This window comes from Mesorhizobium sp. LjNodule214 (assembly GCF_964252735.1).
GTDB lineage: Bacteria > Pseudomonadota > Alphaproteobacteria > Rhizobiales > Rhizobiaceae > Mesorhizobium.
Map to the genome: position 1 here is coordinate 1,010,989 of NZ_CAXUPE020000001.1, position 21,897 is coordinate 1,032,885.

Genomic DNA, 21,897 nt, shown 5'->3' on the forward strand with positions numbered 1-21,897 from the left:
ACCGGTCGCAATGATGGGATCCATCACCCTGATAGAATATTGCAAGGCCCTGCCGCGAAAATCCGGCTCGGTTTTTGGAATCGCCCTTGACGGCCTCACCCAAAATGGAATAAATATTTCACTGACTAGGTATTTTGGTCCTTTCGTTCCGGAACATCTGTTTCAAACAGAGGGCTTGGCGTTCCAATCGCAGGGAAACGCCATCCGGAGCAGGGGAGCAGGTGGGAGAGATTCCTCGGGAGATCGGGGATTCCGGGCGAGATCGGTGCAGCCGGACACCAATGTGTGGAGGAGAAATACAATGAAGAAACTGATTTTGGGCGTCGCCTTTGCGGCGCTGATGAGTTCGTCGGCATTCGCGGCCAAGGTCGGCGTGTCGATGGCCAAGTTCGACGACAACTTCCTGACCGTGCTGCGCAACGGCATGATCGAGCAGGCCAAGGGCATGGACGGTGTTGAGCTGCAGGTCGAGGACGCGCAGAACGACGTCGCCAAGCAGCTTGACCAGATCAAGAACTTCGTCGCCTCGGGCGTCGACGCCATCATCGTCAACCCGGTCGACACCTCGGCCACCCAGGCGATGTCGGATGCGGCGGCCGCGGCCAAGGTCCCGCTGGTCTACGTCAACCGCGAACCGGTCAATGTCGACACGCTGCCGGACAACCAGGCCTTCGTCGCCTCGAACGAGGCCGATTCCGGCACGCTCGAGACCAAGGAAGTCTGCCGCCTGTTCACCGAAGCCGGCAAGAAGGAAGCCAATGTCTATGTGATCATGGGCGAGCTTTCCAACCAGGCTGCGGTGATGCGCACCAAGGACATTGACGACGTGATCGCCACGCCGGACTGCAGCTTCATCAAGATCATCGACAAGCAGACGTCGAACTGGAACCGCGATGAGGCCCAGAACCTGATGACCAACTGGCTGTCGACCGGCAAGCCGTTCGACGGTGTCATCGCCAACAACGACGAAAGCGCCATCGGCGCCATCCAGGCGATGAAGGCCGCCAACATCGACATGAAGTCGGTCGTCGTCGGCGGCGTCGACGCCACCCAGGACGCGCTTGCCGCCATGCAGGCTGGTGATCTTGATGCGACCGTGTTCCAGGATGCGGCCGGCCAGGGTGCCGGTGCTCTCGACGCTGCGCTGAAGCTTGCCAAGGGCGAGAAGGTCGACAGCAAGGTCTACATTCCGTTCCAGCTGGTTACGCCGGCGAACATCGACAAGTTCCTGAAGAAGAACTGAGGCTGGCGCTTCGATAAGGGGCGGCGCATCAAATTAGAAAAACAGCGCCGCTCCTCACTTTCCTCCCGCCCCAGCGGGCGGGAGGATGAATGTGGCCGACGGAGGAAAAGACGTGGCACAGACATCTCCTGGCATCGGTGGGCTCACCTATGATGCAAAAAAACGTGCATGGCCTGCTGAGTTCAACGTTTTCCTGGCGCTCGTCATCCTCGTCGGCGCTTTCGAACTGATCGGCCGGGTCTTTCTCGGCGACAGTTTCCTGTTCAACACCCGCGACAATGTCGATGCGATCTTCAACCAGCAGCGCCTCGAAATCATCATCCTGCAGGTGTCGATCGTCGGTATCATCGCCATCGGCGTGACGCAGGTGATCATCTGCGGCGGCATCGACCTGTCCTCGGGCTCGGTCGTCGGCGCCACGGCGATGATTGCCATGAGCTTCGCCCAGGTGGCGACGGTCAACGGCAACCCGAACCCCAAGGCGATGTTCGTCGGCTGGACCGACCTGCCGGTGATCGTGCCGGTGCTGGTCGCCATCGGCTGCGGCCTGCTGGCCGGCCTGGTCAATGGCGCCTTGATCGCCTACACGCGCATCCCGCCCTTCATCGCCACGCTCGGCATGATGGTGACCGCGCGCGGCATCGCCAAATGGTGGTCGAAGGGACAGCCGATCTCGTTTCCGACCGAGAGTTTCGCGGGCATCGGCAAGGGCCTGATGCCGGTCGTGATCTTCATCTCGCTGGCGATATTGTTCCAGCTGATCCTGACCTACACCAAATACGGCAAGCACTGTTATGCCATCGGCTCCAATGAGGACGCCGCGCGCATGTCGGGCATCAAGATCGCCAACCACAAGATTCTCGTCTACGTCATCGCCAGCATCCTCGCCTCGCTTGCCGCCGTGGTGCTGTGCTCGAAGAACCTCACCGCCCAGTCCGGCATGGGCGTCATGTACGAACTCGACGCCATCGCCATGGCGGTCATCGGCGGCGTCTCGCTGTCGGGTGGCCGCGGCTCGATCATCGGCACGGTGATCGGCTCGCTGATCTTCGGCGTCATCATCTCCGGCTTCACCTTCTTGCGCCTCGACGCCTACTACCAGGAGATGGTCAAGGGCGTGATCATCGTCGGCGCGGTGGTTCTCGATCAATGGCGCCAGCGTCGCCGCGCGATAGGAGCTTGATATGTCAGACATCATTCTGAAGACCGAAAACCTGACCAAGCGCTATGGCGGCGTGCATGCGCTCGAAGGCGCCAATTTCGAGCTGCGCAAGGGCGAGCATGTCGCCATCATGGGCGACAACGGCGCCGGCAAGTCGACCTTCGTGCGCCAGATCACCGGCGTCGAGCAGCGCACCGACGGAAAGGTGTGGTTCGACGGCAAGGAAGTGAACTTCGCCGGCCCGATCGAGGCACGCGAGGCGGGCATCGAGACGGTTTTCCAGAACCTGGCGCTGGCCGACGACCTCGACGTGCCGTCGAACCTGTTCCTTGGTCGCGAAAAGGTGCTGTTCAACCTCGGCCCCTTCTCGATCCTCGATCGCAAATACATGCGCAAGGCGACCGAGGCGGCACTGGTCCGCACGGCGGTGAAGATCCCCAATTTGTCCAGCACCATCCGCCATATGTCCGGCGGCCAGCGCCAGTGCGTGGCGATCGCCAGGACGGCGACCTTCGCCTCGAAACTGATCATCATGGACGAGCCGACGGCCGCCCTCGGCGTGCAGGAGACGGCGCAGGTCGAAAACATCATCCGCACGCTGAAGGCAAACGGCGAGCCGCTGATCCTGATCAGCCACAACATGCGCCAGGTGTTCGATCTCGTCGACCGCATCGTCGTCTTCCGGCGCGGCAAGATCGTCGCCAACCTGCGCAAGCAGGACACCGACGGCAACGATATCGTCGCCTACATCACCGGCAGCAAGACCGGGGAGGCGGAACTTGCGGCAGCCTAGTATTGTTTGCGGCGGGCGGTAGCCTCTAGCGGCCCGCTGCAATCCGAAAATCATCCGCGCCCCGATGGGCGCGGAAATTCGTTCGAACCCATCCCCAAAGGAAATATCCATGACTCTCCGCTTCGCTCTTCTCGGTGCCGGTCGTATCGGCAAGGTCCACGCCCGCGCCGTCGGCTCCAACCCCGAGGCAAAACTGGTTGCTGTGGCCGACGCCTTCGAGAAAGCGGCGACGGATCTGGCGTCGGCCTACGGCGCCGAGGTGCGCAACATCGAGGCGATCGAAAAGGCGAAGGACATCGACGCCGTCATCATCTGCACGCCGACCGACACCCATGCCGACCTGATCGAGCGCTTTGCCAAGGCCGGCAAGGCGATCTTCTGCGAGAAGCCGATCGACCTGAATGTGAAGCGCGTCGAAAAATGCCTCGCCGTGGTCGACAAGGCCAAGGCCACGCTGATGGTCGGCTTCAACCGCCGCTTCGACCCGCATTTCGCCGCCGTGCGCAAGGCGATCGACGACGGCGCCATCGGCACGGTCGAGATGGTGACCATCACCTCGCGCGATCCCGGCGCGCCGCCACTCGACTATATCGCCCGCTCGGGCGGCATCTTCCGCGACATGACCATCCACGATTTCGACATGGCCCGCTTCCTGCTCGGCGAGGAGCCGGTGGCGGTCAGCGCCCATGCCTCGGTGCTGGTCGACAAGAAGATCGGCGAGGCCGGCGATTTCGACAGCGTCAGCGTCATCCTCGAAACCGCGTCCGGCAAGCAGGCCGTCATCTCCAACTCGCGCCGCGCCACCTATGGCTACGACCAGCGCATCGAGGTGCATGGCTCGAAGGGCATGGTCGCGGCCGAGAACCAGCGGCCGGTGTCGATCGAGCTGGCCAATGAGAAGGGCTATACGCGCCCGCCGCTGCACGACTTCTTCATGACCCGCTACCTCGACGCCTATGCCAACGAGATCGCGTCCTTCATCGCCGCGGCAACGAAGGGCAAGAAGGCGGCACCAAGCGGAGCGGATGGCCTCGTGGCACTGAAGCTGGCCGACGCGGCTCTGAAATCGGCGAAGTCGGGCAAGACCGTCCGCCTCGACTAAGCCTGTTGAATTTCGAAAAGGAGCAGAGCGATGAACGGTTCAACCGGTCGCAATTCCGAAACGCGCGCCATCGTCACCGGTGGCGCGCAAGGCATCGGCTTCGCCGTCGCCGAGGCCCTGGCTGATGAAGGCTGCCGCGCTTTGGCGCTGATCGGCCGCTCGCAGGAGAAGGGCGACAAGGCGGTCGCCACGCTCAAGAAGGCCGGCGTCGACGCCATCTTCATCAGCGCCGATGTCGCCAAGGTTGCCGACTGCAAGCGCGCCGTCGACACGGCGATCGCCCATTTCGGCACCCTCAATGCGTTGGTCAACGCCGCCGCCACCTCGGCGCGCGGCTCGCTGGTCGAAACGAGCGAAGAGCTGTTCGACACGATCTTCGCGACCAATGTGCGCGGCCCATTCTTCCTGATGCAGGGCCTGGTGGCGCATCTGCTCGAACGCAAGGCGCCCGGCTCGATCGTCAACGTGCTGTCGATGTCGGCGCATTGCGGCCAGTCCTTCCTGACGCCCTATTCGACCAGCAAGGGCGCGCTGATGACGCTGACCAAGAACGTCGCCAGTGCCTATCGCACCAATCGCATCCGCTGCAACGCTGTCCTGCCCGGCTGGATGGACACCGAGGGCGAGGCGATCGTGCAGAAGAAATGGCACGACGCGCCGGACGACTGGCTGGCAAAGGCCGAGGCTTCTCAGCCGATGGGTCAATTGGTGAAGCCGGCGCAGCTCGCTCGCCTGATCAGCTACATGGTCAGCCCGCAATCCGGTGTCATGACCGGGTCGCTGGTCGACTACGACCAGAACATCGCAGGGTCGTCGCCGGAGTAACACCGGCGAATGTCTCGGCGCAGGCGTATCCATGGGCTCTGGCCGAGGGGCGGTCTTTGCGAGAAGATGGCCCCGGTTGCGCCCAAGCCGAGCAAGAACGTCTGATGCATCAATATTGGATCAAGATAAGCGGTCATCTTGGCGTCGGCGTCACCGCGCAGTCGGAAGCCGACGCTCTGCAACTCTTCTCACTTGCCTTCGGGTCCGCCGAGAAAATCATCAGCATCGAGATCATCAAGGATATGAACGATCTCGACCAAAATCATGTGGTGCCCAATTTGGGTGGGGCCAACTGGCTTCGGCGCGGCATCTGGTTTCCCCAAGGCCAAGAGCACATTTCAAACTGAGATACGAGTTCCTCGGCCCGTGGCAGGTCGGATGTTGCTTGTGCTCACAGGCCGCATCCTTTGGCGATTAGCGAAAACGCCCATCACTTCGTCATCCACGGGCGGAGCAAGGAGCGAAGCGACGCGGCGCAGACCCGAGGATCCATGCCGTGACATCAACGTGTTGCCGCGGTGCAGAATTCTGCTCCGCCGCACTCCTTGGCCAAGGTTACGGCATGGATCCCAGGGTCTCCGCGACGGAGCTTCGCTCCTGCTTCGCCCAGGGATGACGAACTCGTGAGGCTTCGGCCCATCCGGCATTGGTGCTGTCAGGACACGTGACAATCGCTTCGGCTTCGACTATATGAGCCTGATGATCAACCTGACCGCCAAATATTGGTACTTTAGCAGCTCGCTGGCGGCGGGAGGATTGCGCTCGATCTGAAGATTGCAGCATCAAAATCCGAACAGCCGCCAGACCTGGCGGCTTTTTTGTTTCAGCCGGCAGGTCTCCCAATCAGGAGCAGAAAGCCGTGTTGACCACCACAGACGATCTTCGGGTCACCGAAATCAAGGAACTGAGTACGCCGGAAGAGGTGATGCGGGAGATCCCGCGCACGCTGACGGCGACGCGCACCGTTGCCGCTTCGCGCAACGCCATCCATTCTATTTTGAGCGGCACCGACGACCGGCTGTTGGTCGTCGTCGGCCCTTGTTCGATCCACGATCCGGTCGCCGCCATGGATTACGCCAGCCGTCTGGCGGCGCTGCGCGAGAGCCTGTCGGACCGGCTGGAGATCGTGATGCGCGTCTATTTCGAGAAGCCGCGCACCACGGTCGGCTGGAAGGGCCTGATCAACGATCCCGACCTCGACGGCAGCTTCAACATCGACAAGGGGCTGCGGATGGCGCGCAACGTGCTTTCTGCGGTCAACAATCTCGGCCTGCCGGCGGCGACCGAATTCCTCGACATGACCACGCCGCAATACATTGCCGACCTCGTCGCCTGGGGCGCGATCGGCGCGCGCACGACCGAGAGCCAGATCCATCGCGAGCTCGCCTCGGGTCTCTCTTGCCCGGTCGGCTTCAAGAACGGCACCGACGGCAATCTGCGGATCGCCGCCGAAGCCGTGAAGTCCGCCGCCCAGCCGCATCATTTCATGGCGGTGACCAAGGGCGGACGCAGCGCCATTGCGACGACCACCGGCAATGAGGACTGCCACGTCATCCTGCGCGGCGGCATTCAGCCCAATTATGACGCGGCGAGCGTCGCCGCCGCCTCTGCCGAACTCGGCCGCATTGGCATAGCACCGCGGCTGATGATCGATGTCAGCCACGCCAACAGCTCGAAGAAGCCGGAGAACCAGCCGAAGGTGGCGGCCGACGTGGCGGGCCAGGTCGCCGCGGGCGACGAGCGCATCATCGGCGTCATGATCGAGAGCAATCTCGTCGCCGGCCGCCAGGATGTCGTGCCCGGCAAGCCACTCGTCTATGGCCAGAGCATCACCGATGGCTGCATCGACTGGGCAACCACCGAGACGGTGCTGCACGGCCTTGCCGGCGCCGTCGAGTGGCGCCGCTCGGCGCGCCGCGCCATGCTGGACAGCCGCCAGGGAGCCGCCTGAGACAAATGACGCCGCCGCGCCGGAACCGGCGCGGCTGCCCGTTATCGCACGTCGATCCAGCGCTGCTCCTCGAACGAGCGCGCCATGGCGTGCACGGTGCGTTCGATCTCCAGGCCTTCGTCGAAATCGATGATCCGCGCCGGCTTGCCGGCGAGCCGGGTCAGGAGTTCGCGGCATTCGATGATCTTGAGATCGTTGAAGCCAAGGCCATGGCCGGGCGCCGGCAGGAAAGCGTCGTAGGGCTTGTGGTGCGGCGCCACCAAAATGGTGCGGTAACCTTGCTCGGTCGGCCGGTCGGCGGTGAGGTAGAGCTGGAATTCGTTGAACCGTTCCTGGTCGTAGAGGATCGAGCCTTTCGAGCCGAAGATCTGGATGGCGATGCGGCCCTTGCGGCCCCAGGCCGAACGGTTGACCAGCAGCGTGCCGGCGACGCCGTTTTCGAGATGCATGAGCACGCTGGCGATGTCGTAGGTTTCGACCGCGCGGCGTCCGCCCGACGCCAGTTTACGATCGGCATAGGGCTTGGCCATGTCGCACATGACGCGGGCGACGCGGCCGAACAGCACGTTGACCAGGGACAGCGGATGCACGGCGAAATCGTCGAGCGCGCCATAGCCGGAAGCCGCCTCGTGCTTCCAGAAGAACGGCGCCTCGGGGTCGGCCATGAAATCCTCGTCCATCTCGATGCGCAGATGGTTGACCTCGCCGATGATCTTTTCCTCGAGCAACTGGCCGATATGGCGAATGGCCGGGTTCTGGATGTAGTTGTAGCCAAGTGCGGCCACCTTGCCGGATTTCTTCGCCGCCGCGGCCATGGCTTGCGCCTCGGCGAAGCCCGGCGCCATCGGCTTTTCGCACCACAGATGCTTGCCGGCCTCAAGGATGGCGATGGCCATTTCCGGGTGGAACTGGTTGGGCGTGGTCAGCGAGACGACATCGACCTCCGGGTCGTTGACGACGGCACGCCAGTCGCCGGAACCCTTGGCGAAGCCGAACTCGCCCGCTTTGCGGTTGGCAAGCTCGTCATTGACCTCGCCGAGATGCACCAGCCTCGGCTTGGCCACATCGGGAAAGACGGTTCCGACCGCGCTCCAGGCAATCGCATGGCACTTGCCCATGAAGCCCGTTCCGATAAGACCGACTCCGACCATCTCTGCAATCTCCGCTGCGGGGAAAAATAGTGTGGATGAATTAATCCATTTTGTTCGCAAATGGAACGTGTGACTCATTTTTTATGGCCTTCTTGCACAGTCTCGCTATGATGTGCACAGAGGGGCGTCGACAGATGGGCTTGGGCGGAGCGACTATGGACGAACGGGTGCCCCGCGATTTCGAGACGCTGCGGGCGACGATCCTTGAGCGGCGCCTGAGCCTGCCCAAGCGTATCGCCCAGATCGCCGCCTATGCGCTCGACAACCCTGACGATATCGCCTTCGGCACCGCCGCCAGCATCGCCGCTTCCGCCGGCGTTCAGCCTTCGACCTTGATCCGTTTTGCCCAGCAGCTCGGTTTCGATGGCTTCACCAGCCTGCAGCAGGTGTTTCGCGAGCGCCTGCGCGAGCGCAATTCCTCCTATGACGAGAGGCTGGCCGCGCTGCGCGCCAAGGCCGAGGAGGGCGCCGGTCACCGGGCGATTTTCGACGGCTTCGTCGCCGCCGCCAGCACCTCGCTGAGCGACATTTCGCGCACGCTCAACGAACCGCATTTCGAAGAGGCGATCGCCCTGCTGGCCAAGGCCGAGACCATCTATGTGCTGGCCAAGCGCCGCTCCTATCCGGTCGCCTCCTACATCGCCTATGCGCTGGGCAAGCTGAAGATCCGCAACCAGCTGATCGAATCGGCCGCCGGCCTGAACGCCGAGATGGTCGGCTTTGCCACGCCGAACGACGCCGTCATCGCCATCAGCTTTTCGCCCTATGCGCCAGCGACCATCGAGGAGACGCGCGCCATCTCGGAGCAGGGCGTGCCGATCGTGGCGATAACCGACAGCTCGTTTTCGCCGCTCGCCCAGTTCGCCAAGGTCTGGTTCGAGGTCGCCGAAGCCGATTTCGGCGGCTTCCGCTCGCTGTCGGCGACAATGGCGCTGGCCATGGCGCTGACCGTCGCCGTCGGCGAGAAGCGGCGCGACACGGGCCGCAAGCGCAAGGCTTAGTATTTTAGGGGGCTCGGCGGTGTCAAAGAAATGGATGAATTCTTAGACCACTATGATCGCGCGGTTCATTCGGATTTCCTGATTCACTGGACAGGGAAAGATCTGGATAAGGAGCACTCGCCAAGCTGGCATACGAGCGGTCACCGATCCAGAACTTCGCCGGAATTGGATCAACTGTACCTCGAACGCCTTCGCAACATCCTGACCTATGGCCTCTGGATGACCGAGGAAGGTGAGCGCACACGAAATTTAGGAACTGCGCAGATTACAATTCCGGCAACGCCGCAATGCTGTTTTACAGAACTCAAGCTATCCGAATCCCGCCGACACGCGAAAAGCTATGGGCGTTTGGGTATTGGGGTTAAACGGCCGTTCCTATTTCAACGCTTTGGCAGACCGCTTGCCTATTTTGGCTACGGCGAGGAAAACAGCGACGACAAATTTTTGGAGGCGTGCTCACGCGACCTTCGAGACAAAAGCTTGCTGAACTTCTTCAAGCCAATGAACCGCGACAAGCTCACTTACGAATATTATGCGGAGTCGGAATGGCGAATCCTCTATTTCGAGGAGTTGCTGAGGGATCGAAAAATCATTGATCCACGCGATAACGCCAACGCGGCCCATCATGAATATTTCAAAGGCCTCCCACCTGAGCACCAGAGAAAGCTCAAGTACCTGATACCGCTAGATGGATGGTTTGCGATGATCATCTATCCCTGTTTGTCGATAAAGAACCGAGCGCAATGGGAAACGAAGCTCGGGATTCTCGACCAGATCGAGAAAATCAAAAGTGTTGACGACCATGGCAACCGAGTCGAAGGCCCGCCGGGCCCAAGAACAGGAAACTGGCCGATTGAGGTAGACCTGGACGCGACCATGCACTTTTGATCGCGAGGTCAGACGCTGCAGGTGCGCGGGGCTATCGAGCGATCGAGCCAGCTCTCCAGGCTCGATCCAGGCACTTTCCAGCAAAGGAATGCTCATTCCATCTTGACTATGGATTGGAATTATTATTTCATATTGACGGCGCCACGCTGCCGCTCGCACGTGTACCCCAAAAATGAAGTTGCTCAAGACAACAAGGCCGATGGGAGGTTCCAATGGGCGAAGCCGTGGAAGCGAGACATACACCGCTCGACGTCATCACCATCGGCCGTGCGTCGGTCGATCTCTATGGCCAGCAGACCGGCTCGCGCCTGGAGGACATCACCTCCTTCGCCAAGTCGGTCGGCGGCTGCCCGGCCAACATCTCGGTCGGCACGGCCAGGCTCGGCCTGCGCTCGGCGCTGCTTACCCGCGTCGGCGACGAGCAGATGGGCCGTTTCATCCGCGAACAGCTCAGGCGTGAAGGCGTCTCGGTCGACGGCCTCAAGACCGACAAGGACCGGCTGACGGCCTTGGTGCTCCTGTCGGTTGAGGAGGAGGGCGTCTCGCCGATGATCTTCTATCGTTCCGACTGCGCCGACATGGCGCTGGCGGAGGAGGACATCGACGAGGCCTTCATCGCCTCGGCGCGCTCCGTCGTCGTCACTGGCACGCATTTTTCGCGGCCCAACAGCGACGCCGCGCAGCGCAAGGCGATCCGCATCATGAAGGCCAAAGGCGGCAAGGTGGTGTTCGACATCGACTACCGCCCCAACCTCTGGGGCCTCGCCGGCCATGCCGAAGGTTTTGAGCGCTATGTCAAATCCGATCGCGTCTCGGCGCAGCTGAAGACCGTGCTGCCCGATTGCGATCTCATCGTCGGCACCGAAGAGGAGATCATGATCGCGTCCGGCGCCGACGATTGCCTGAGTGCGCTGAAGACCATCCGCTCGCTGTCCAAGGCCACCATCGTGCTGAAGCGCGGCGCCATGGGCTGCATCGTCTATGACGGGCCGATCAGCGACGATCTCGAGGACGGCGTCGTCGGCAAGGGCTTTCCGATCGAGGTCTATAATGTGCTCGGCGCCGGCGATGCCTTCATGTCCGGCTTCCTGCGCGGTTGGCTCGGCGGCGAAAACCTTGCCACGGCGGCGACCTGGGCCAATGCCTGCGGCGCCTTCGCCGTGTCGCGGCTGCTCTGCGCGCCGGAATACCCGACCTTCGAAGAACTGCAGTTCTTCCTCAAGCACGGCAGCAAGCATCTGGCGCTGCGCAAGGACGAGGCGATCAACCACATCCATTGGGCGACGACGCGCCGCCGCGACATTCCTTCGCTGATGGCGCTGGCCTGCGACCACCGCGTCCAGCTCGAGGATGTCGCGGCCAAGGTCGGCGCCGACTTCGCGCGCATCGAGGATTTCAAGGTGCTGACCGTCAAGGCGGCCGCCAAGGTGGCTGCTGGTCGTAGCGGCTATGGCATGCTGCTCGACGAGAAATACGGCCGCGACGCGATGTTCGAATTCGCCCGCCATCCCTTCGCCTGGCTTGGCCGCCCGGTCGAATTGCCGGGCTCACGGCCGCTGCGCTTTGAGTTCTCGCAGGACATCGGCTCGCAACTGGTCGAATGGCCGGTCGAGCACTGCATCAAGTGCCTGTGCTTCTACCATCCCGACGATCCGGCGGCGCTGAAGGAAGAGCAGCAGCAGAAGCTCAGAAGCCTGTTCGAGGCCGCGCGGAAAGTAGGCAGGGAACTTCTCGTCGAGATCATCGCCGGCAAGCACGGCAAGCTCGACGACACGACGATCCCGCGCGCGCTGGAGGAGCTTTATGCGCTTGGCATCAAGCCGGACTGGTGGAAGCTCGAACCGCAGGCCTCCGCGAGCGCCTGGGCCAAGATCGAGGCGGTGATCGTCAGGAACGATCCATGGTGCCGCGGCGTCGTGCTGCTCGGGCTGGAAGCGCCGCAGGACGAGTTGGAGGCGGCCTTCGCCGCCACCGCCAAGGCGCCCATCGTCAAAGGCTTTGCCGTCGGTCGCACCATCTTCATCAACGCCGCCGAACAATGGCTGGCCGGCAGGATGTCGGATGACGAAGCGGTGGCAGACATGGCGTCGCGCTTCGAGCAATTGACAGAGGCATGGCTTGCCGCGCGCGGCCGTAAGGCCGCATAAGAAGACGGAAGGCCGGAGGAAACGACATGACCAAAACCGTTCGCCTGACGATGGCGCAGGCTGTGACCCGCTTTCTGTCCCGCCAGATGACCGAGATCGACGGCAAGAAGGTTCAGATCTTCGGCGGCGTCTGGGCGATCTTCGGCCACGGCAACGTCGCCGGCATCGGTGAGGCGCTCTATCAGGTGCGCGACGACCTGCCGACCTTCCGCGGCCATAACGAGCAGGCGATGGCGCATGCGGCGATCGCCTATGCCAAGGCCAATTTCCGCCGCCGCTTCATGGCGGCGACCTCTTCGATCGGCCCCGGCGCGCTCAACATGGTGACGGCTGCAGCACTTGCGCATGTAAACAGACTGCCCGTCCTGTTTCTGCCGGGCGATGTCTTCGCCAACCGCTTGCCCGATCCGGTGCTGCAGCAGGCTGAGGATTTTTCCGACGGCACCGCGACCGTCAATGACTGCTTTCGCGCCGTGTCGCGCTATTTCGACCGTATCACCCGTCCCGAGCAGATCATCCCGGCGCTCAACCGCGCCATGCAGGTGCTGACCGATCCGGCCGAATGCGGCCCGGTGACGCTGTCGCTGTGCCAGGACGTGCAGGCCGAGGCCTATGATTATCCGGAAAACTTCTTTGCCGAGCGGGTGTGGACGCCACGCAGGGTGCGCCCGGATCGCAACGAACTGGCAGCGGCGGTCGCGGCGCTCAAGGGCGCGAAAAAGCCGCTGGTGATCGCCGGCGGCGGCGTTCTCTATTCGCAGGCTTCCGGAGAATTGGCGAAGCTGGTGCAAGGCGCCGGCATTCCTGTCTGCGAGACCCAGGGCGGCAAATCCTCGCTGCCGGACGATCATCCGCTCAACATGGCGGCGGTCGGCGTCACCGGCACTTCGGCTGCCAACCGGCTGGCGGAAGAGGCCGACGTGGTGCTCGCCGTCGGCACCAGGCTGCAGGATTTCACCACCGGCTCTTGGGCGCTGTTCAAGAATTCCGGCCGGACCATCATCGGCCTGAACAGCCAGCCTTTCGACGCCGGCAAGCACTGGGCGCTGCCGCTGGTCGCCGACGCGGCGGAGGGGCTCTCCGAACTCACAGCCGCGCTGAAGGGCTGGAAGGCGCCTGCCTCCTGGACCGACAATGCGCTCAAGGGCAAGACGGACTGGCAAGCCGATGCCACCAAGGTGACGGCCTCGACCAATGCCGCCTATCCGTCCGACGCGCAGGTGATCGGCGCCGTGCAGCGTACCCTGGGCTCCGGCGTGACCTTGTTGCATGCCGCCGGCGGTCTGCCCGGCGAGTTGCACAAGCTCTGGCAGGCCGGCGCGCCGGGCTCCTACCATGCCGAATACGGCTTCTCGACCATGGGCTATGAGATCGCCGGCGGGCTCGGCGTCAAGATGGCCAAGCCCGACGAGGAAGTCGTCATCATGATTGGCGACGGCTCCTATCTGATGCTCAATTCCGAGATCGCCACCTCGGTGATGCTTGGCCTCAAGCTCACCATCGTGCTGCTCGACAACCGCGGCTATGGCTGCATCAACCGGCTGCAGATGGCGACCGGCGGCGCCAACTTCAACAATCTGCTGAAGGACTCGCGCCACGAGATCTTGCCCGACATCGACTTCGCCGCGCATGCGGCAAGCCTGGGCGCCATATCCGAGAAAGTGACCTCGATCGCCGGTCTTGAAACGGCGCTTGAGCAGGCGAAACAGAACAGCAGGACCACGGTGCTGGTCATCGACACCGATCCGCTGGTCTCGACCGACGCCGGCGGCCACTGGTGGGATGTCGCCGTACCGGAAGTCTCGGCACGGCCGCAGGTGAACGCCGCGCGCAAGAAATACGAGGAAGCCCTGAGCGAACGGCAGGCTTGAGCCCGCCGTTCATAAACCCTGGGCCGCCCGCAACGATCTGACATTGGAGTGACGACTTGAAAGCCAAACTGGGCATGTCCCCCATCGCGTGGTGGAACGACGATCTTGCGGAACTGAGCGATGACGTGTCGCTGGAGGAATGTCTGCGCCAGTCCCGCTCGGCCGGCTTCACCGGCATGGAGATGGGCCGCCGCTTCCCCAACGACCCCAAGGTGATGCTGCCGATCCTGAAGGAAGCCGACGTCACGCTGTGCGGCGGCTGGTTCTCCGGCACGCTGGTCGACGAGGAAATGGCCAGGAACAAGGATCGCATCCAGCCGATGATCGATCTGTTCAAGGCCGTGAATGCGCCTTGCATCGTCTATGGCGAGGTCGGCCGTTCCATCCAGGGCGACCGCTCGAAGCCGCTCGCCACCAAGCCCAAACTTTCGAGCGACGAGATGAAGGCCTACGCCAAGCGCCTGACCGAATTCGGCGAATGGTGCGCCGAGCAAGGCATGCCGCTGTCCTACCATCATCATATGGCGGCGGTCGTCGAGACGGAGACGGAGCTCGACGCCTTCATGCGCCATTCGGGCGAGGGCATTCCGCTGCTGCTCGACGCAGGTCATTTGGCCTTTGCCGGCGGCGACGTGCTGCGCGCCATCGACAACCACCACAAGCGCATCAACCACGTCCATGTGAAGGACGTGCGCATGGGCGTGATCGACAGTCTCGACCGCACCAGGCAATCCTTCCTCGATGCCGTGGCGCTTGGCGCCTTCACCGTGCCGGGCGACGGTTCGCTGGATTTCGGCGCTATCGTGCAAAGGCTGGCGGACCATGGCTATGAGGGCTGGTTCGTCGTCGAGGCCGAGCAGGATCCGAAGAAGAACCCGCCGCTTAAAATGGCACAGGTCGGCTACAAGGAACTGATGCGGGTGATGACGGCGTCGGGCTACACGGTCGAGACGCAAGGCTTCCCCAACGCATGAACGCTGGATTTGCCGTGACCGGCGGCCTATCTGAGGTCCGGTTGGTGAAATCCGGATTGGCCCGATGAAAGATAATGAGCACCCGTTCTTCCGGCCGCTGTGGCGGCGCGTTGCCATCGTCGCGGTCTGCCTGATCTGGTCGGCGATCGAGTTCGCCTCCGGCACACCGTTCTGGGGCGTGATCGCGCTCGGCTTCGCCGGCTACGCCGTCTGGCAGTTCTTCTATCTCTACAAGCCAGCCGAAGAGGGCAAGGCACCGACCGAGCCCGAACCGAAGGAGTAACCCAGATGTCGAAGCTGCTCGTCAAAGCCAACAAGGGCCATGGCCGCGTCGCCCATGTGACGCCGAAAAATGCCGGCTGGACCTATGTCGGTTTCGATCTGCATCGGCTGAAGCCCGGCGAGAGCGCCTCGGGCCAGACCGCCGATCGTGAGGTCTGCCTGGTCTTCGTCACCGGCAAGGGCAAGGCGAGCGCCGGCGGCAAGGAACTTGGCCTGCTCGGCCAGCGCATGTCGCCTTTCGAGGGCAAGCCGTGGTCGGTCTACGTGCCCGAGGGTTCGGACTGGTCGGTGACCGCCGACACAGATCTCGAGCTTGCCGTCTGCTCGGCGCCCGGCTTGAGCGGTGACCTGCCCGTCCGTGTCATCGCGCCGGACGATCTTGGCCAAGAGGTGCGAGGCAAAGGCACCAACACGCGTTACGTCACCAACATCCTGCCGGAGGGCAAGCCGGCCGACTCGCTGCTGGTGGTCGAGGTGATCACGCCCGGTGGCCACACCTCGAGCTATCCGCCGCATAAGCACGACCAGGACAATTTGCCGGCCGAGTCCTATCTCGAGGAGACCTATTACCACCGCCTCAACCCGCCGCAGGGCTTTGCCTTCCAGCGCGTCTACACCGATGCCGACAAGAATGGCGAGCGCGATCTGGACGAGGCGATGGCGATCGAGGACGGTGATGTCGTGCTGGTGCCCAAGGGTTATCATCCTTGCGCAGCCTGTCATGGCTACGACCTCTATTATCTCAACGTCATGGCCGGCCCGAAGCGCACGTGGAAGTTCCACAATGCGCCCGAGCACGAATGGTTGATGACGGCCTGACAGAGCATTTTGCAGCCGAGCGGCATCGCTGGGCTTGCTGAAATGCGGCCAAACGAAAGCCGGAATACATTTGGTTCGAAGGGGTCCCGGCTTGCTTTTCTGCTGAAGCTATTGGTCCAGCACGGAAAAATCGTCGGCTAAGGACTTGCCGTGTCGATTTGCCATCGAAAACCCTTCAAAGCTTCGTCAATCCGTCATGCAAATCGCCTATGGCAGCGGGGCCAGTGCATGTCGCCCAAAAGTGCGCAGCGGTTTTGGGACGACGACATGCCAAAAACCAAGACTTAAAGCGCGTCGCACCATCTCCTCAAACGCGTCGCGCTTTAACGAGGAATTTTCGATGCGCTACGCCATCTACTTCACCCCAGGACAGGACGAGCCGTTGGCGCGGATCGCCGCCAACTGGCTTGGCCGCGATCCGTTTGGCGCGGCGACGCGGCCGGTCGAGGCCGTGGGCGAATTGTCGGCGGCGGAAGTCGCCTTCCACACCGCCTCGGCGCGGCGCTACGGCTTCCATGCGACGCTGAAGGCGCCCTTCCGGCTGGCCCCGAACGAGACGGAAGCCTCGCTTCGTGCGGCACTTGATGCTTTTGCCGAAGCGACGCCGGCAGTCACCATTCCGCGCCTGGTCGTCGGCCAGATCGACGGCTTCTTCGCGCTGGTTCCCGAGGCGCCGCTGGCGGCACTCAACCGCTTTGCCGACGACGTCGTGCTCGGCTTCGACCGTTTTCGCGCGCCGCTGACCGAGGCAGAAATAGAACGGCGCAGCCCGGATTCGCTGAAGCCCGCCGAATTCCGCAACCTCTGCCAGTGGGGCTACCCTTACGTCTTCGAGACCTTTCGCTTTCACATGACGCTGTCCGGCCGCGCCGCGTCACAGGAAAGCCCTCGTCTGCGCGCAGCAATCGACAGCCTGTTTGCGGAGGTGCTGCTGCGGCCGGTGCCGGTGGATGCGCTGACGCTGTTTGTCGAAACCGAACCGGGCGCGCCGTTCATGGTGCTTTCCCATCACGCGCTCGGGCGTCGCCCGGCCAGAAAAACTGCTTGAGATCAAGGACTGCCTGAAATGACCGCCGAGACCGTTCTTACCAACGCCCGCATCGTGCTTGCCGACGAGATCGTCGAGGGCTCGCTCGTGCTGCGCGACGGCCTGATCGCCGCCATCGATACCGGCGTCGCCCACACCGGCGAGGACATGGGCGGCGATTACATCATCCCCGGCCTGGTCGAGCTCCATACCGACCATCTCGAGGGCCACTACGCACCGCGGCCGAAAGTGCGCTGGAACCCGATCGCCGCCGTGCTTGCCCATGACGCGCAGGTGGCGACTGCCGGCATCACCACCGTGCTCGACGCCTTGCGTGTCGGCATGGACGAGGACGCCGACCTGACTTCCGCCGACATCCGCAAGCTGGCCGACGCGATCGAGGACAGCGTGCGCGAAGATCGGCTGCGGGCCGATCACTTCATCCATCTGCGCTGCGAGGTTTCAGCGCCCGATTGCCTCAGGGCCTTCGCCAATTTCGAAACCGATGAAAGGGTGAAGCTGGCTTCGCTGATGGATCATGCGCCGGGACAGCGCCAGTTCGTCAATCTCGAGACCTATGCCTACTACTACCAGCGCAAGCTGAAGCTGACGGATCGCGCCTTTCAGAAGTTCTGCGAGAAGCGCATGGCGGAATCGGCCATGAATTCGGGCCCCAACCGCGTCTTCATCGCCGCCGCCTGCCATGAGCGCGGCATCGTGCTGGCGAGCCACGACGACGCCACCTCGGGCCATGTCGAGGAGGCGATCGAGCAGGGTGTGCGCGTCGCCGAATTCCCGACCACCGAGGAAGCGGCACGGGCCTCGAAAGCGGCCGGGCTCGGCGTGCTGATGGGCGCCCCCAACGTCATGCGCGGCGCCTCGCATTCCGGCAATGTCTCGGCCCGCACGCTGGCCGGTGACGGCCTGCTCGACATCCTGTCGTCGGACTACATTCCTTTCAGCCTGATCCAGTCGGCCTTCTTCCTCGGCGATGTCGTCGAGGGCATTTCGCTGCCGCAGGCGGTGGCCATGGTGTCGAAGAACCCGGCCGAGGCGGTCGGCCTCAGCGATCGCGGCGTCATCGAACAGGGACGCCGCGCCGATCTGGTGCGCGTGCGCGTCGACGACCATGTGCCGGTCGTCCGCACTGTCTGGCGCCAGGGGCGCCGGGTCGCATGATGGTCTCGGCGTTGATCGAACGCGAACTGTCCACCGATACCTTTCCGATCCGCCACGGCGTCTTCGTCGCCGTGGTCGGGCCGAGCGGCGCCGGCAAGGACACGGTGATCGGCTATGCCAAGGCGCGTTTCGCCGATGAGAGCCGGCTGGAGTTCGTCCGCCGGGTCATCACAAGGCCGAGCGATGCGGCGAGCGAGGATCACGACACGCTGGCCGACGCGGCCTTCGCCGAGGCCGAGGCCGACGGCGCCTTCGCCATAGCCTGGGAGGCGCATGGCCTGCGCTATGGCATTCCGGCCGATGTCGACTGGTCGGTCGCCAACGGTCAGGTCGCCGTCGCCAATGTCTCCCGCGCCATCATCCCGGCGTTGCGCGACCGCTACGCCAATCTGGCCGTTGTCGAGATCACCGCGACGCCGGAAATCCTCGCCGAGCGGCTGGCCATGCGCGGCCGCGAGTCGCGTGGCGAGGTGCTGGCTCGGCTGGCGCGCAGCACGTCCGTCGCGCTGTCCGGCCCCGATGTCACCTCGATCGACAACAGCGGCGCCCGCGAAGTGGCAGGCGAGCGCTTTGCCGAAGTGCTGTGCAAGGCGATGGCGTTCTCCGACCTGTCGAGCATGATCTAGAGCAATTCCAGGAAAAGTGCGCAGCGGTTTTCCGTCCGGAATTGCGTAAAAACAAATACTTAGAGCGGGTCGGCGATTCTACCAAAAGCTGAACCGCTCTAGGCTGCTTCTTACCTTCTCCCACAAGGGGAGAAGGGAGAGACGAGCAGCTATTCCGCCGGCGCGCCCGCCACGTTCTTGCGCGTGGCGTCGATCATCTGCCGCCGTGCCCGGAACACGCCCCATTGCTGGTCGACCAGCACGCCGATCAGGATCACTCCGCCCATCACCGCGAAATTGAGCGAGGACGGGATGCCGAGCAGATTGACCAGGTTCTGCAATTCCTGCAGCAGCACGGTGCCGAGGATGACGCCGATCAGCGAGCCTTCGCCGCCGCGCAGCGAGAAGCCGCCGAGCACGGCCGCGGCAATGGCGTAGAGCTCGTAGAACTGGCCGTGGCTGGCCGGCGAGATCGAGCGCGTGTACATGGCGAAATAGATCGCCGACAGCGCCGTCAGCACGCCGCAGATGACGTAAGCGGCCATCACCACGCGGCCTGTGCGGATGCCAGAATATTTCGCCGCTTCCTCGTTCTTGCCGATGGCGTAGAGATAGCGCCCGAACACCGAGCGGTGCAGCACCACCCACATCACGATGGAGATGACGATCAGCGCGATGAAGCTGTTCGGCACGCCATAGCTGCGGCCGGCGGTCAGGAATTCGAGATCCGGGAAATTCTGGCCGAAGCCGAAGCCCGCCGTGCCGTCGGCGGTGTAGAAGCGCGCCACGCCGCGATAGATGAGCAAGCCGCACAGCGTCACCACGAAGGGCTGCAGCTTCAGCCGCGTGATCAGCCAGCCATGCACCAGGCCGATGACGGCGCCGAGCGCGATGATCAGCACGAAGGCCAGCGGCCAATCCATCCCGCGCACGGCGATGAAGTCGATGAACAGCGTACCGAGCAGCGCAACCACCGAGCCAACCGACAATTCGATGCCGCCGGTGATGATGACGAAGGCCTGGCCGATCGACAGAATCCCGAACAGGCCGATCAGGTTCGAGGTGTTGGCAAGGTTGATCGGCAGCAGGAAGCGCGGATTGATGATCGCCACCACCGTTCCCACCACCAGGATCAGGATCAGCAGGCCGAGGTCTTTCTTGCTCATCGTCTTCTCCCCAATGCCTGCCTGAGCAGGTTCCGCCAAAGTGTTCCGCGGTTTTGCGACCAGAACCTGCGGCGAAACAAGATCTAGTTCGGCTTCTTGCCGACCGCGAGCAGCAGCACGTTTTCCTGGCTGAAATCGTCCTTGTCGAGAATGCCAGAGATCTGGCCCTCATGCATGACGGCGATGCGGTCCGAGACGCCGATCACCTCCTCCATGTCGCTGGAGATCATCAGCACGGCGACGCCGGCATCGGCCAGCGCCCGCATCAGCCCGTAGATTTCCGCCTTGGCGCCGATGTCGATGCCGCGCGTCGGCTCGTCGAGGATCATCACTTTGGGGTTCATCGCCAACCACTTCCCCAGCACCACCTTCTGCTGGTTGCCGCCCGACAGCGTGCCGGTGCGCGTCGCCACCGACGGCGCCTTGATGCCGAGATTTGCCTTCTGCTTCGCGGCGGTGGCGGCCTCGGCGCTGGTCGAGACCAGCGAGCGCTTCGCATGCGCCGGCAGATTGGGCAGCGAGATGTTCTGCGCTATCGAGAGGTCGAGCAGGATGCCGGTCAGCTTGCGGTCCTCGGGCACCAGGAAGATGCCGCTGGCCACCGCATCTGCGGCCGAGCCGAGCGCGAGTTCCTTGCCGTCAAGCTTGACGCTGCCGCCGAAACGCTCATCGATGCCGAACAGCACCCGCGCCAGCTCGGTGCGGCCGGAGCCGACCAGGCCGGCCAGGCCGAGGATCTCGCCATGCCGGACGTCGAGATCGACCGGCCGGTCGGGATAGGCGCTGGTGCGCACCGCCTTGGCCGAAAGCGCTACGCCGCCCGGCGCGCGCGCCGATTCCGCGGCCTTCTCCCGTTCCTTCAGCATGCGGCCGATCATCAGCTTGACCATCTGGTCATGGTTGATGGCGCTTTTCGGCAATATGCCGGCCAGCATGCCGTCCCTCAGCACCACGACGCGGTCGGCGACCCGCTCGACCTCATGCAGGCGGTGCGAGATGAAGATGACGCTGATGCCTTCCGCCTTCAGCGCCTTGATGACATCGAGCAATTTGTCGGTTTCGGCGAGCGGCAGGCTGGATGTAGGCTCGTCGAGGATCACCAGCCGGGCCTTGATCGACAGCGCCTTGGCGATCTCGACCATCTGCTGCTGGGCGAGCGACAGCGAGGCCACCGGCGCGTCGGCCGAGAAATTGGCGCCGACCCGCTTCAGCAGCGGCGCCACCATGATGCGCAGTTTGGCGCGGTCGACCAGCCTCAGCGGCCCGCCACGGAGCGGCTCGCGGCCAAAGAAGATGTTGGCGGCAACGTCGAGGTTTTCGAACAGATTGAGTTCCTGGTGGACGAAGGCGATGCCGGAGCCGAGACTGGCTTCGACGGTGAGCCCGTCATGCGCCACGCCGTCAACGGTGATGGTGCCGGTGTCCGGCCGGGTCACGCCGCCGAGGATCTTCATCAGCGTCGATTTGCCGGCGCCGTTTTCGCCGACAAGGCCGATCACTTCGCCCGGCCTCACCTCCATCGAGAACCCGTCCAGCGCGACCACGCCGGGATAGGTCTTGCGCACGCCCTCCAGGCTCAGAAACGGAGCGACAGTCGATGCAACGATGGATGTGTCGGAATAATTCATCACGCCTGACCGCAGCCGGTGAGCCCCAGCATGACCCCTTCAGCAGACTGACGGGCCCGCGCAGGCCCGTCAATACGAACGCC

20 protein-coding genes are annotated in these 21,897 nt (G+C 63.3%); 17 read left to right on the forward strand and 3 right to left on the reverse strand.

Going from position 1 to position 21,897, the window contains the following annotated elements; all coding sequences use genetic code 11:
* The first annotated feature begins 301 nt into the window (after window positions 1–301).
* From ACSQ3Z_RS04965 to ACSQ3Z_RS04995, 7 genes are all read left to right on the forward strand, one after another.
* Window positions 302–1,243: a sugar ABC transporter substrate-binding protein gene (locus tag ACSQ3Z_RS04965; RefSeq protein ID WP_436170235.1), complete on the forward strand. Its 942-nt coding sequence runs from the start codon at window positions 302–304 to the stop codon at window positions 1,241–1,243.
* A 112-nt stretch (window positions 1,244–1,355) separates the two neighbouring features.
* Window positions 1,356–2,426 (forward strand): ABC transporter permease, encoded by a 1,071-nt coding sequence (locus ACSQ3Z_RS04970; RefSeq protein WP_436170236.1) that lies wholly within the window; start codon window positions 1,356–1,358, stop codon window positions 2,424–2,426.
* Window position 2,427: 1 nt separating this feature from the next.
* On the forward strand, window positions 2,428–3,198 hold the full coding sequence (locus ACSQ3Z_RS04975) for an ATP-binding cassette domain-containing protein (RefSeq protein WP_192178314.1): 771 nt from the start codon (window positions 2,428–2,430) through the stop codon (window positions 3,196–3,198).
* Window positions 3,199–3,307: 109 nt separating this feature from the next.
* Entirely contained in the window at window positions 3,308–4,300 is a 993-nt protein-coding gene (gene iolG / locus ACSQ3Z_RS04980) for an inositol 2-dehydrogenase (RefSeq protein WP_436170237.1), read from the forward strand.
* Between the two features lie 30 nt (window positions 4,301–4,330).
* Window positions 4,331–5,125: an SDR family oxidoreductase gene (locus ACSQ3Z_RS04985; RefSeq protein WP_436170238.1), complete on the forward strand. Its 795-nt coding sequence runs from the start codon at window positions 4,331–4,333 to the stop codon at window positions 5,123–5,125.
* 56 nt (window positions 5,126–5,181) lie between these two features.
* Window positions 5,182–5,472 carry a hypothetical protein gene (locus ACSQ3Z_RS04990; protein ID WP_436170239.1) on the forward strand — a complete coding sequence of 97 codons (291 nt, stop codon included), beginning with the start codon at window positions 5,182–5,184 and terminating at the stop codon, window positions 5,470–5,472.
* Window positions 5,473–5,984: 512 nt separating this feature from the next.
* Entirely contained in the window at window positions 5,985–7,076 is a 1,092-nt protein-coding gene (locus ACSQ3Z_RS04995; RefSeq protein ID WP_436170240.1) for a 3-deoxy-7-phosphoheptulonate synthase, read from the forward strand.
* 41 nt (window positions 7,077–7,117) lie between these two features.
* Here ACSQ3Z_RS04995 and ACSQ3Z_RS05000 read toward each other — a convergent pair whose 3' ends face one another.
* The gene (locus tag ACSQ3Z_RS05000) at window positions 7,118–8,227 is read right to left on the reverse strand and encodes a Gfo/Idh/MocA family protein (RefSeq protein ID WP_436170241.1); all 1,110 of its coding nucleotides are present in this window, start codon (window positions 8,225–8,227) and stop codon (window positions 7,118–7,120) included.
* Window positions 8,228–8,382: 155 nt separating this feature from the next.
* Here ACSQ3Z_RS05000 and ACSQ3Z_RS05005 point away from each other — a divergent pair, with 155 nt between their 5' ends.
* The 10 genes from ACSQ3Z_RS05005 (at window position 8,383) to phnN (ending at window position 19,041) form a co-directional block, all read left to right on the forward strand.
* Window positions 8,383–9,228 (forward strand): MurR/RpiR family transcriptional regulator, encoded by an 846-nt coding sequence (locus ACSQ3Z_RS05005; RefSeq protein WP_436170242.1) that lies wholly within the window; start codon window positions 8,383–8,385, stop codon window positions 9,226–9,228.
* A 30-nt stretch (window positions 9,229–9,258) separates the two neighbouring features.
* Window positions 9,259–10,116 (forward strand): abortive infection system antitoxin AbiGi family protein, encoded by an 858-nt coding sequence (locus tag ACSQ3Z_RS05010; RefSeq protein ID WP_436170243.1) that lies wholly within the window; start codon window positions 9,259–9,261, stop codon window positions 10,114–10,116.
* 212 nt (window positions 10,117–10,328) lie between these two features.
* Window positions 10,329–12,263 (forward strand): bifunctional 5-dehydro-2-deoxygluconokinase/5-dehydro-2-deoxyphosphogluconate aldolase, encoded by a 1,935-nt coding sequence (locus tag ACSQ3Z_RS05015; protein WP_436170244.1) that lies wholly within the window; start codon window positions 10,329–10,331, stop codon window positions 12,261–12,263.
* A gap of 26 nt (window positions 12,264–12,289) precedes the next feature.
* Window positions 12,290–14,134 (forward strand): 3D-(3,5/4)-trihydroxycyclohexane-1,2-dione acylhydrolase (decyclizing), encoded by a 1,845-nt coding sequence (gene iolD / locus ACSQ3Z_RS05020; RefSeq protein WP_436170245.1) that lies wholly within the window; start codon window positions 12,290–12,292, stop codon window positions 14,132–14,134.
* A 56-nt stretch (window positions 14,135–14,190) separates the two neighbouring features.
* A complete protein-coding gene (gene iolE, locus ACSQ3Z_RS05025) occupies window positions 14,191–15,108 on the forward strand; it encodes a myo-inosose-2 dehydratase (protein WP_436170246.1) in 918 nt (305 codons plus the stop codon).
* A gap of 64 nt (window positions 15,109–15,172) precedes the next feature.
* Complete coding sequence (locus tag ACSQ3Z_RS05030; protein WP_192178304.1) at window positions 15,173–15,391, forward strand: DUF3329 domain-containing protein; 219 nt, start codon at window positions 15,173–15,175, stop codon at window positions 15,389–15,391.
* A gap of 5 nt (window positions 15,392–15,396) precedes the next feature.
* Window positions 15,397–16,209, forward strand: coding sequence for a 5-deoxy-glucuronate isomerase (iolB, locus tag ACSQ3Z_RS05035; protein WP_436170247.1), 813 nt, complete (start codon window positions 15,397–15,399; stop codon window positions 16,207–16,209).
* 340 nt (window positions 16,210–16,549) lie between these two features.
* Window positions 16,550–17,257 carry a DUF1045 domain-containing protein gene (locus tag ACSQ3Z_RS05040; RefSeq protein ID WP_436170248.1) on the forward strand — a complete coding sequence of 236 codons (708 nt, stop codon included), beginning with the start codon at window positions 16,550–16,552 and terminating at the stop codon, window positions 17,255–17,257.
* An 18-nt stretch (window positions 17,258–17,275) separates the two neighbouring features.
* The gene (locus ACSQ3Z_RS05045; protein ID WP_436170249.1) at window positions 17,276–18,415 is read left to right on the forward strand and encodes an alpha-D-ribose 1-methylphosphonate 5-triphosphate diphosphatase; all 1,140 of its coding nucleotides are present in this window, start codon (window positions 17,276–17,278) and stop codon (window positions 18,413–18,415) included.
* Window positions 18,412–19,041, forward strand: coding sequence for a phosphonate metabolism protein/1,5-bisphosphokinase (PRPP-forming) PhnN (phnN, locus tag ACSQ3Z_RS05050; protein ID WP_436170250.1), 630 nt, complete (start codon window positions 18,412–18,414; stop codon window positions 19,039–19,041). Before ACSQ3Z_RS05045 ends, phnN begins: the two co-directional genes overlap by 4 nt.
* Window positions 19,042–19,190: 149 nt before the next feature.
* Here the strand turns inward: phnN and ACSQ3Z_RS05055 are convergent, their stop codons facing one another.
* On the reverse strand, window positions 19,191–20,186 hold the full coding sequence (locus ACSQ3Z_RS05055; RefSeq protein ID WP_436170251.1) for an ABC transporter permease: 996 nt from the start codon (window positions 20,184–20,186) through the stop codon (window positions 19,191–19,193).
* 83 nt (window positions 20,187–20,269) lie between these two features.
* The gene (locus ACSQ3Z_RS05060; RefSeq protein ID WP_436170252.1) at window positions 20,270–21,814 is read right to left on the reverse strand and encodes a sugar ABC transporter ATP-binding protein; all 1,545 of its coding nucleotides are present in this window, start codon (window positions 21,812–21,814) and stop codon (window positions 20,270–20,272) included.
* Window positions 21,815–21,897: the final 83 nt, after the last annotated feature.

Bases quoted from the DNA above. Each gene is read 5' to 3' on its own strand.
- ACSQ3Z_RS05000 (WP_436170241.1), bottom strand. From the start codon at position 8,227: ATGGTCGGAGTCGGTCTTATCGGAACGGGCTTCATGGGCAAGTGCCAT.
- iolD (WP_436170245.1), top strand. From the start codon at position 12,290: ATGACCAAAACCGTTCGCCTGACGATGGCGCAGGCTGTGACCCGCTTT.
- ACSQ3Z_RS05045 (WP_436170249.1), top strand. From the start codon at position 17,276: ATGACCGCCGAGACCGTTCTTACCAACGCCCGCATCGTGCTTGCCGAC.
- ACSQ3Z_RS04975 (WP_192178314.1), top strand. From the start codon at position 2,428: ATGTCAGACATCATTCTGAAGACCGAAAACCTGACCAAGCGCTATGGC.
- ACSQ3Z_RS05040 (WP_436170248.1), top strand. From the start codon at position 16,550: ATGCGCTACGCCATCTACTTCACCCCAGGACAGGACGAGCCGTTGGCG.
- ACSQ3Z_RS05030 (WP_192178304.1), top strand. From the start codon at position 15,173: ATGAAAGATAATGAGCACCCGTTCTTCCGGCCGCTGTGGCGGCGCGTT.
- ACSQ3Z_RS04985 (WP_436170238.1), top strand. From the start codon at position 4,331: ATGAACGGTTCAACCGGTCGCAATTCCGAAACGCGCGCCATCGTCACC.
- ACSQ3Z_RS04965 (WP_436170235.1), top strand. From the start codon at position 302: ATGAAGAAACTGATTTTGGGCGTCGCCTTTGCGGCGCTGATGAGTTCG.
- ACSQ3Z_RS05015 (WP_436170244.1), top strand. From the start codon at position 10,329: ATGGGCGAAGCCGTGGAAGCGAGACATACACCGCTCGACGTCATCACC.
- ACSQ3Z_RS05060 (WP_436170252.1), bottom strand. From the start codon at position 21,814: ATGAATTATTCCGACACATCCATCGTTGCATCGACTGTCGCTCCGTTT.
- iolB (WP_436170247.1), top strand. From the start codon at position 15,397: ATGTCGAAGCTGCTCGTCAAAGCCAACAAGGGCCATGGCCGCGTCGCC.
- ACSQ3Z_RS05005 (WP_436170242.1), top strand. From the start codon at position 8,383: ATGGACGAACGGGTGCCCCGCGATTTCGAGACGCTGCGGGCGACGATC.
- iolG (WP_436170237.1), top strand. From the start codon at position 3,308: ATGACTCTCCGCTTCGCTCTTCTCGGTGCCGGTCGTATCGGCAAGGTC.
- ACSQ3Z_RS05010 (WP_436170243.1), top strand. From the start codon at position 9,259: ATGGATGAATTCTTAGACCACTATGATCGCGCGGTTCATTCGGATTTC.
- ACSQ3Z_RS05055 (WP_436170251.1), bottom strand. From the start codon at position 20,186: ATGAGCAAGAAAGACCTCGGCCTGCTGATCCTGATCCTGGTGGTGGGA.
- phnN (WP_436170250.1), top strand. From the start codon at position 18,412: ATGATGGTCTCGGCGTTGATCGAACGCGAACTGTCCACCGATACCTTT.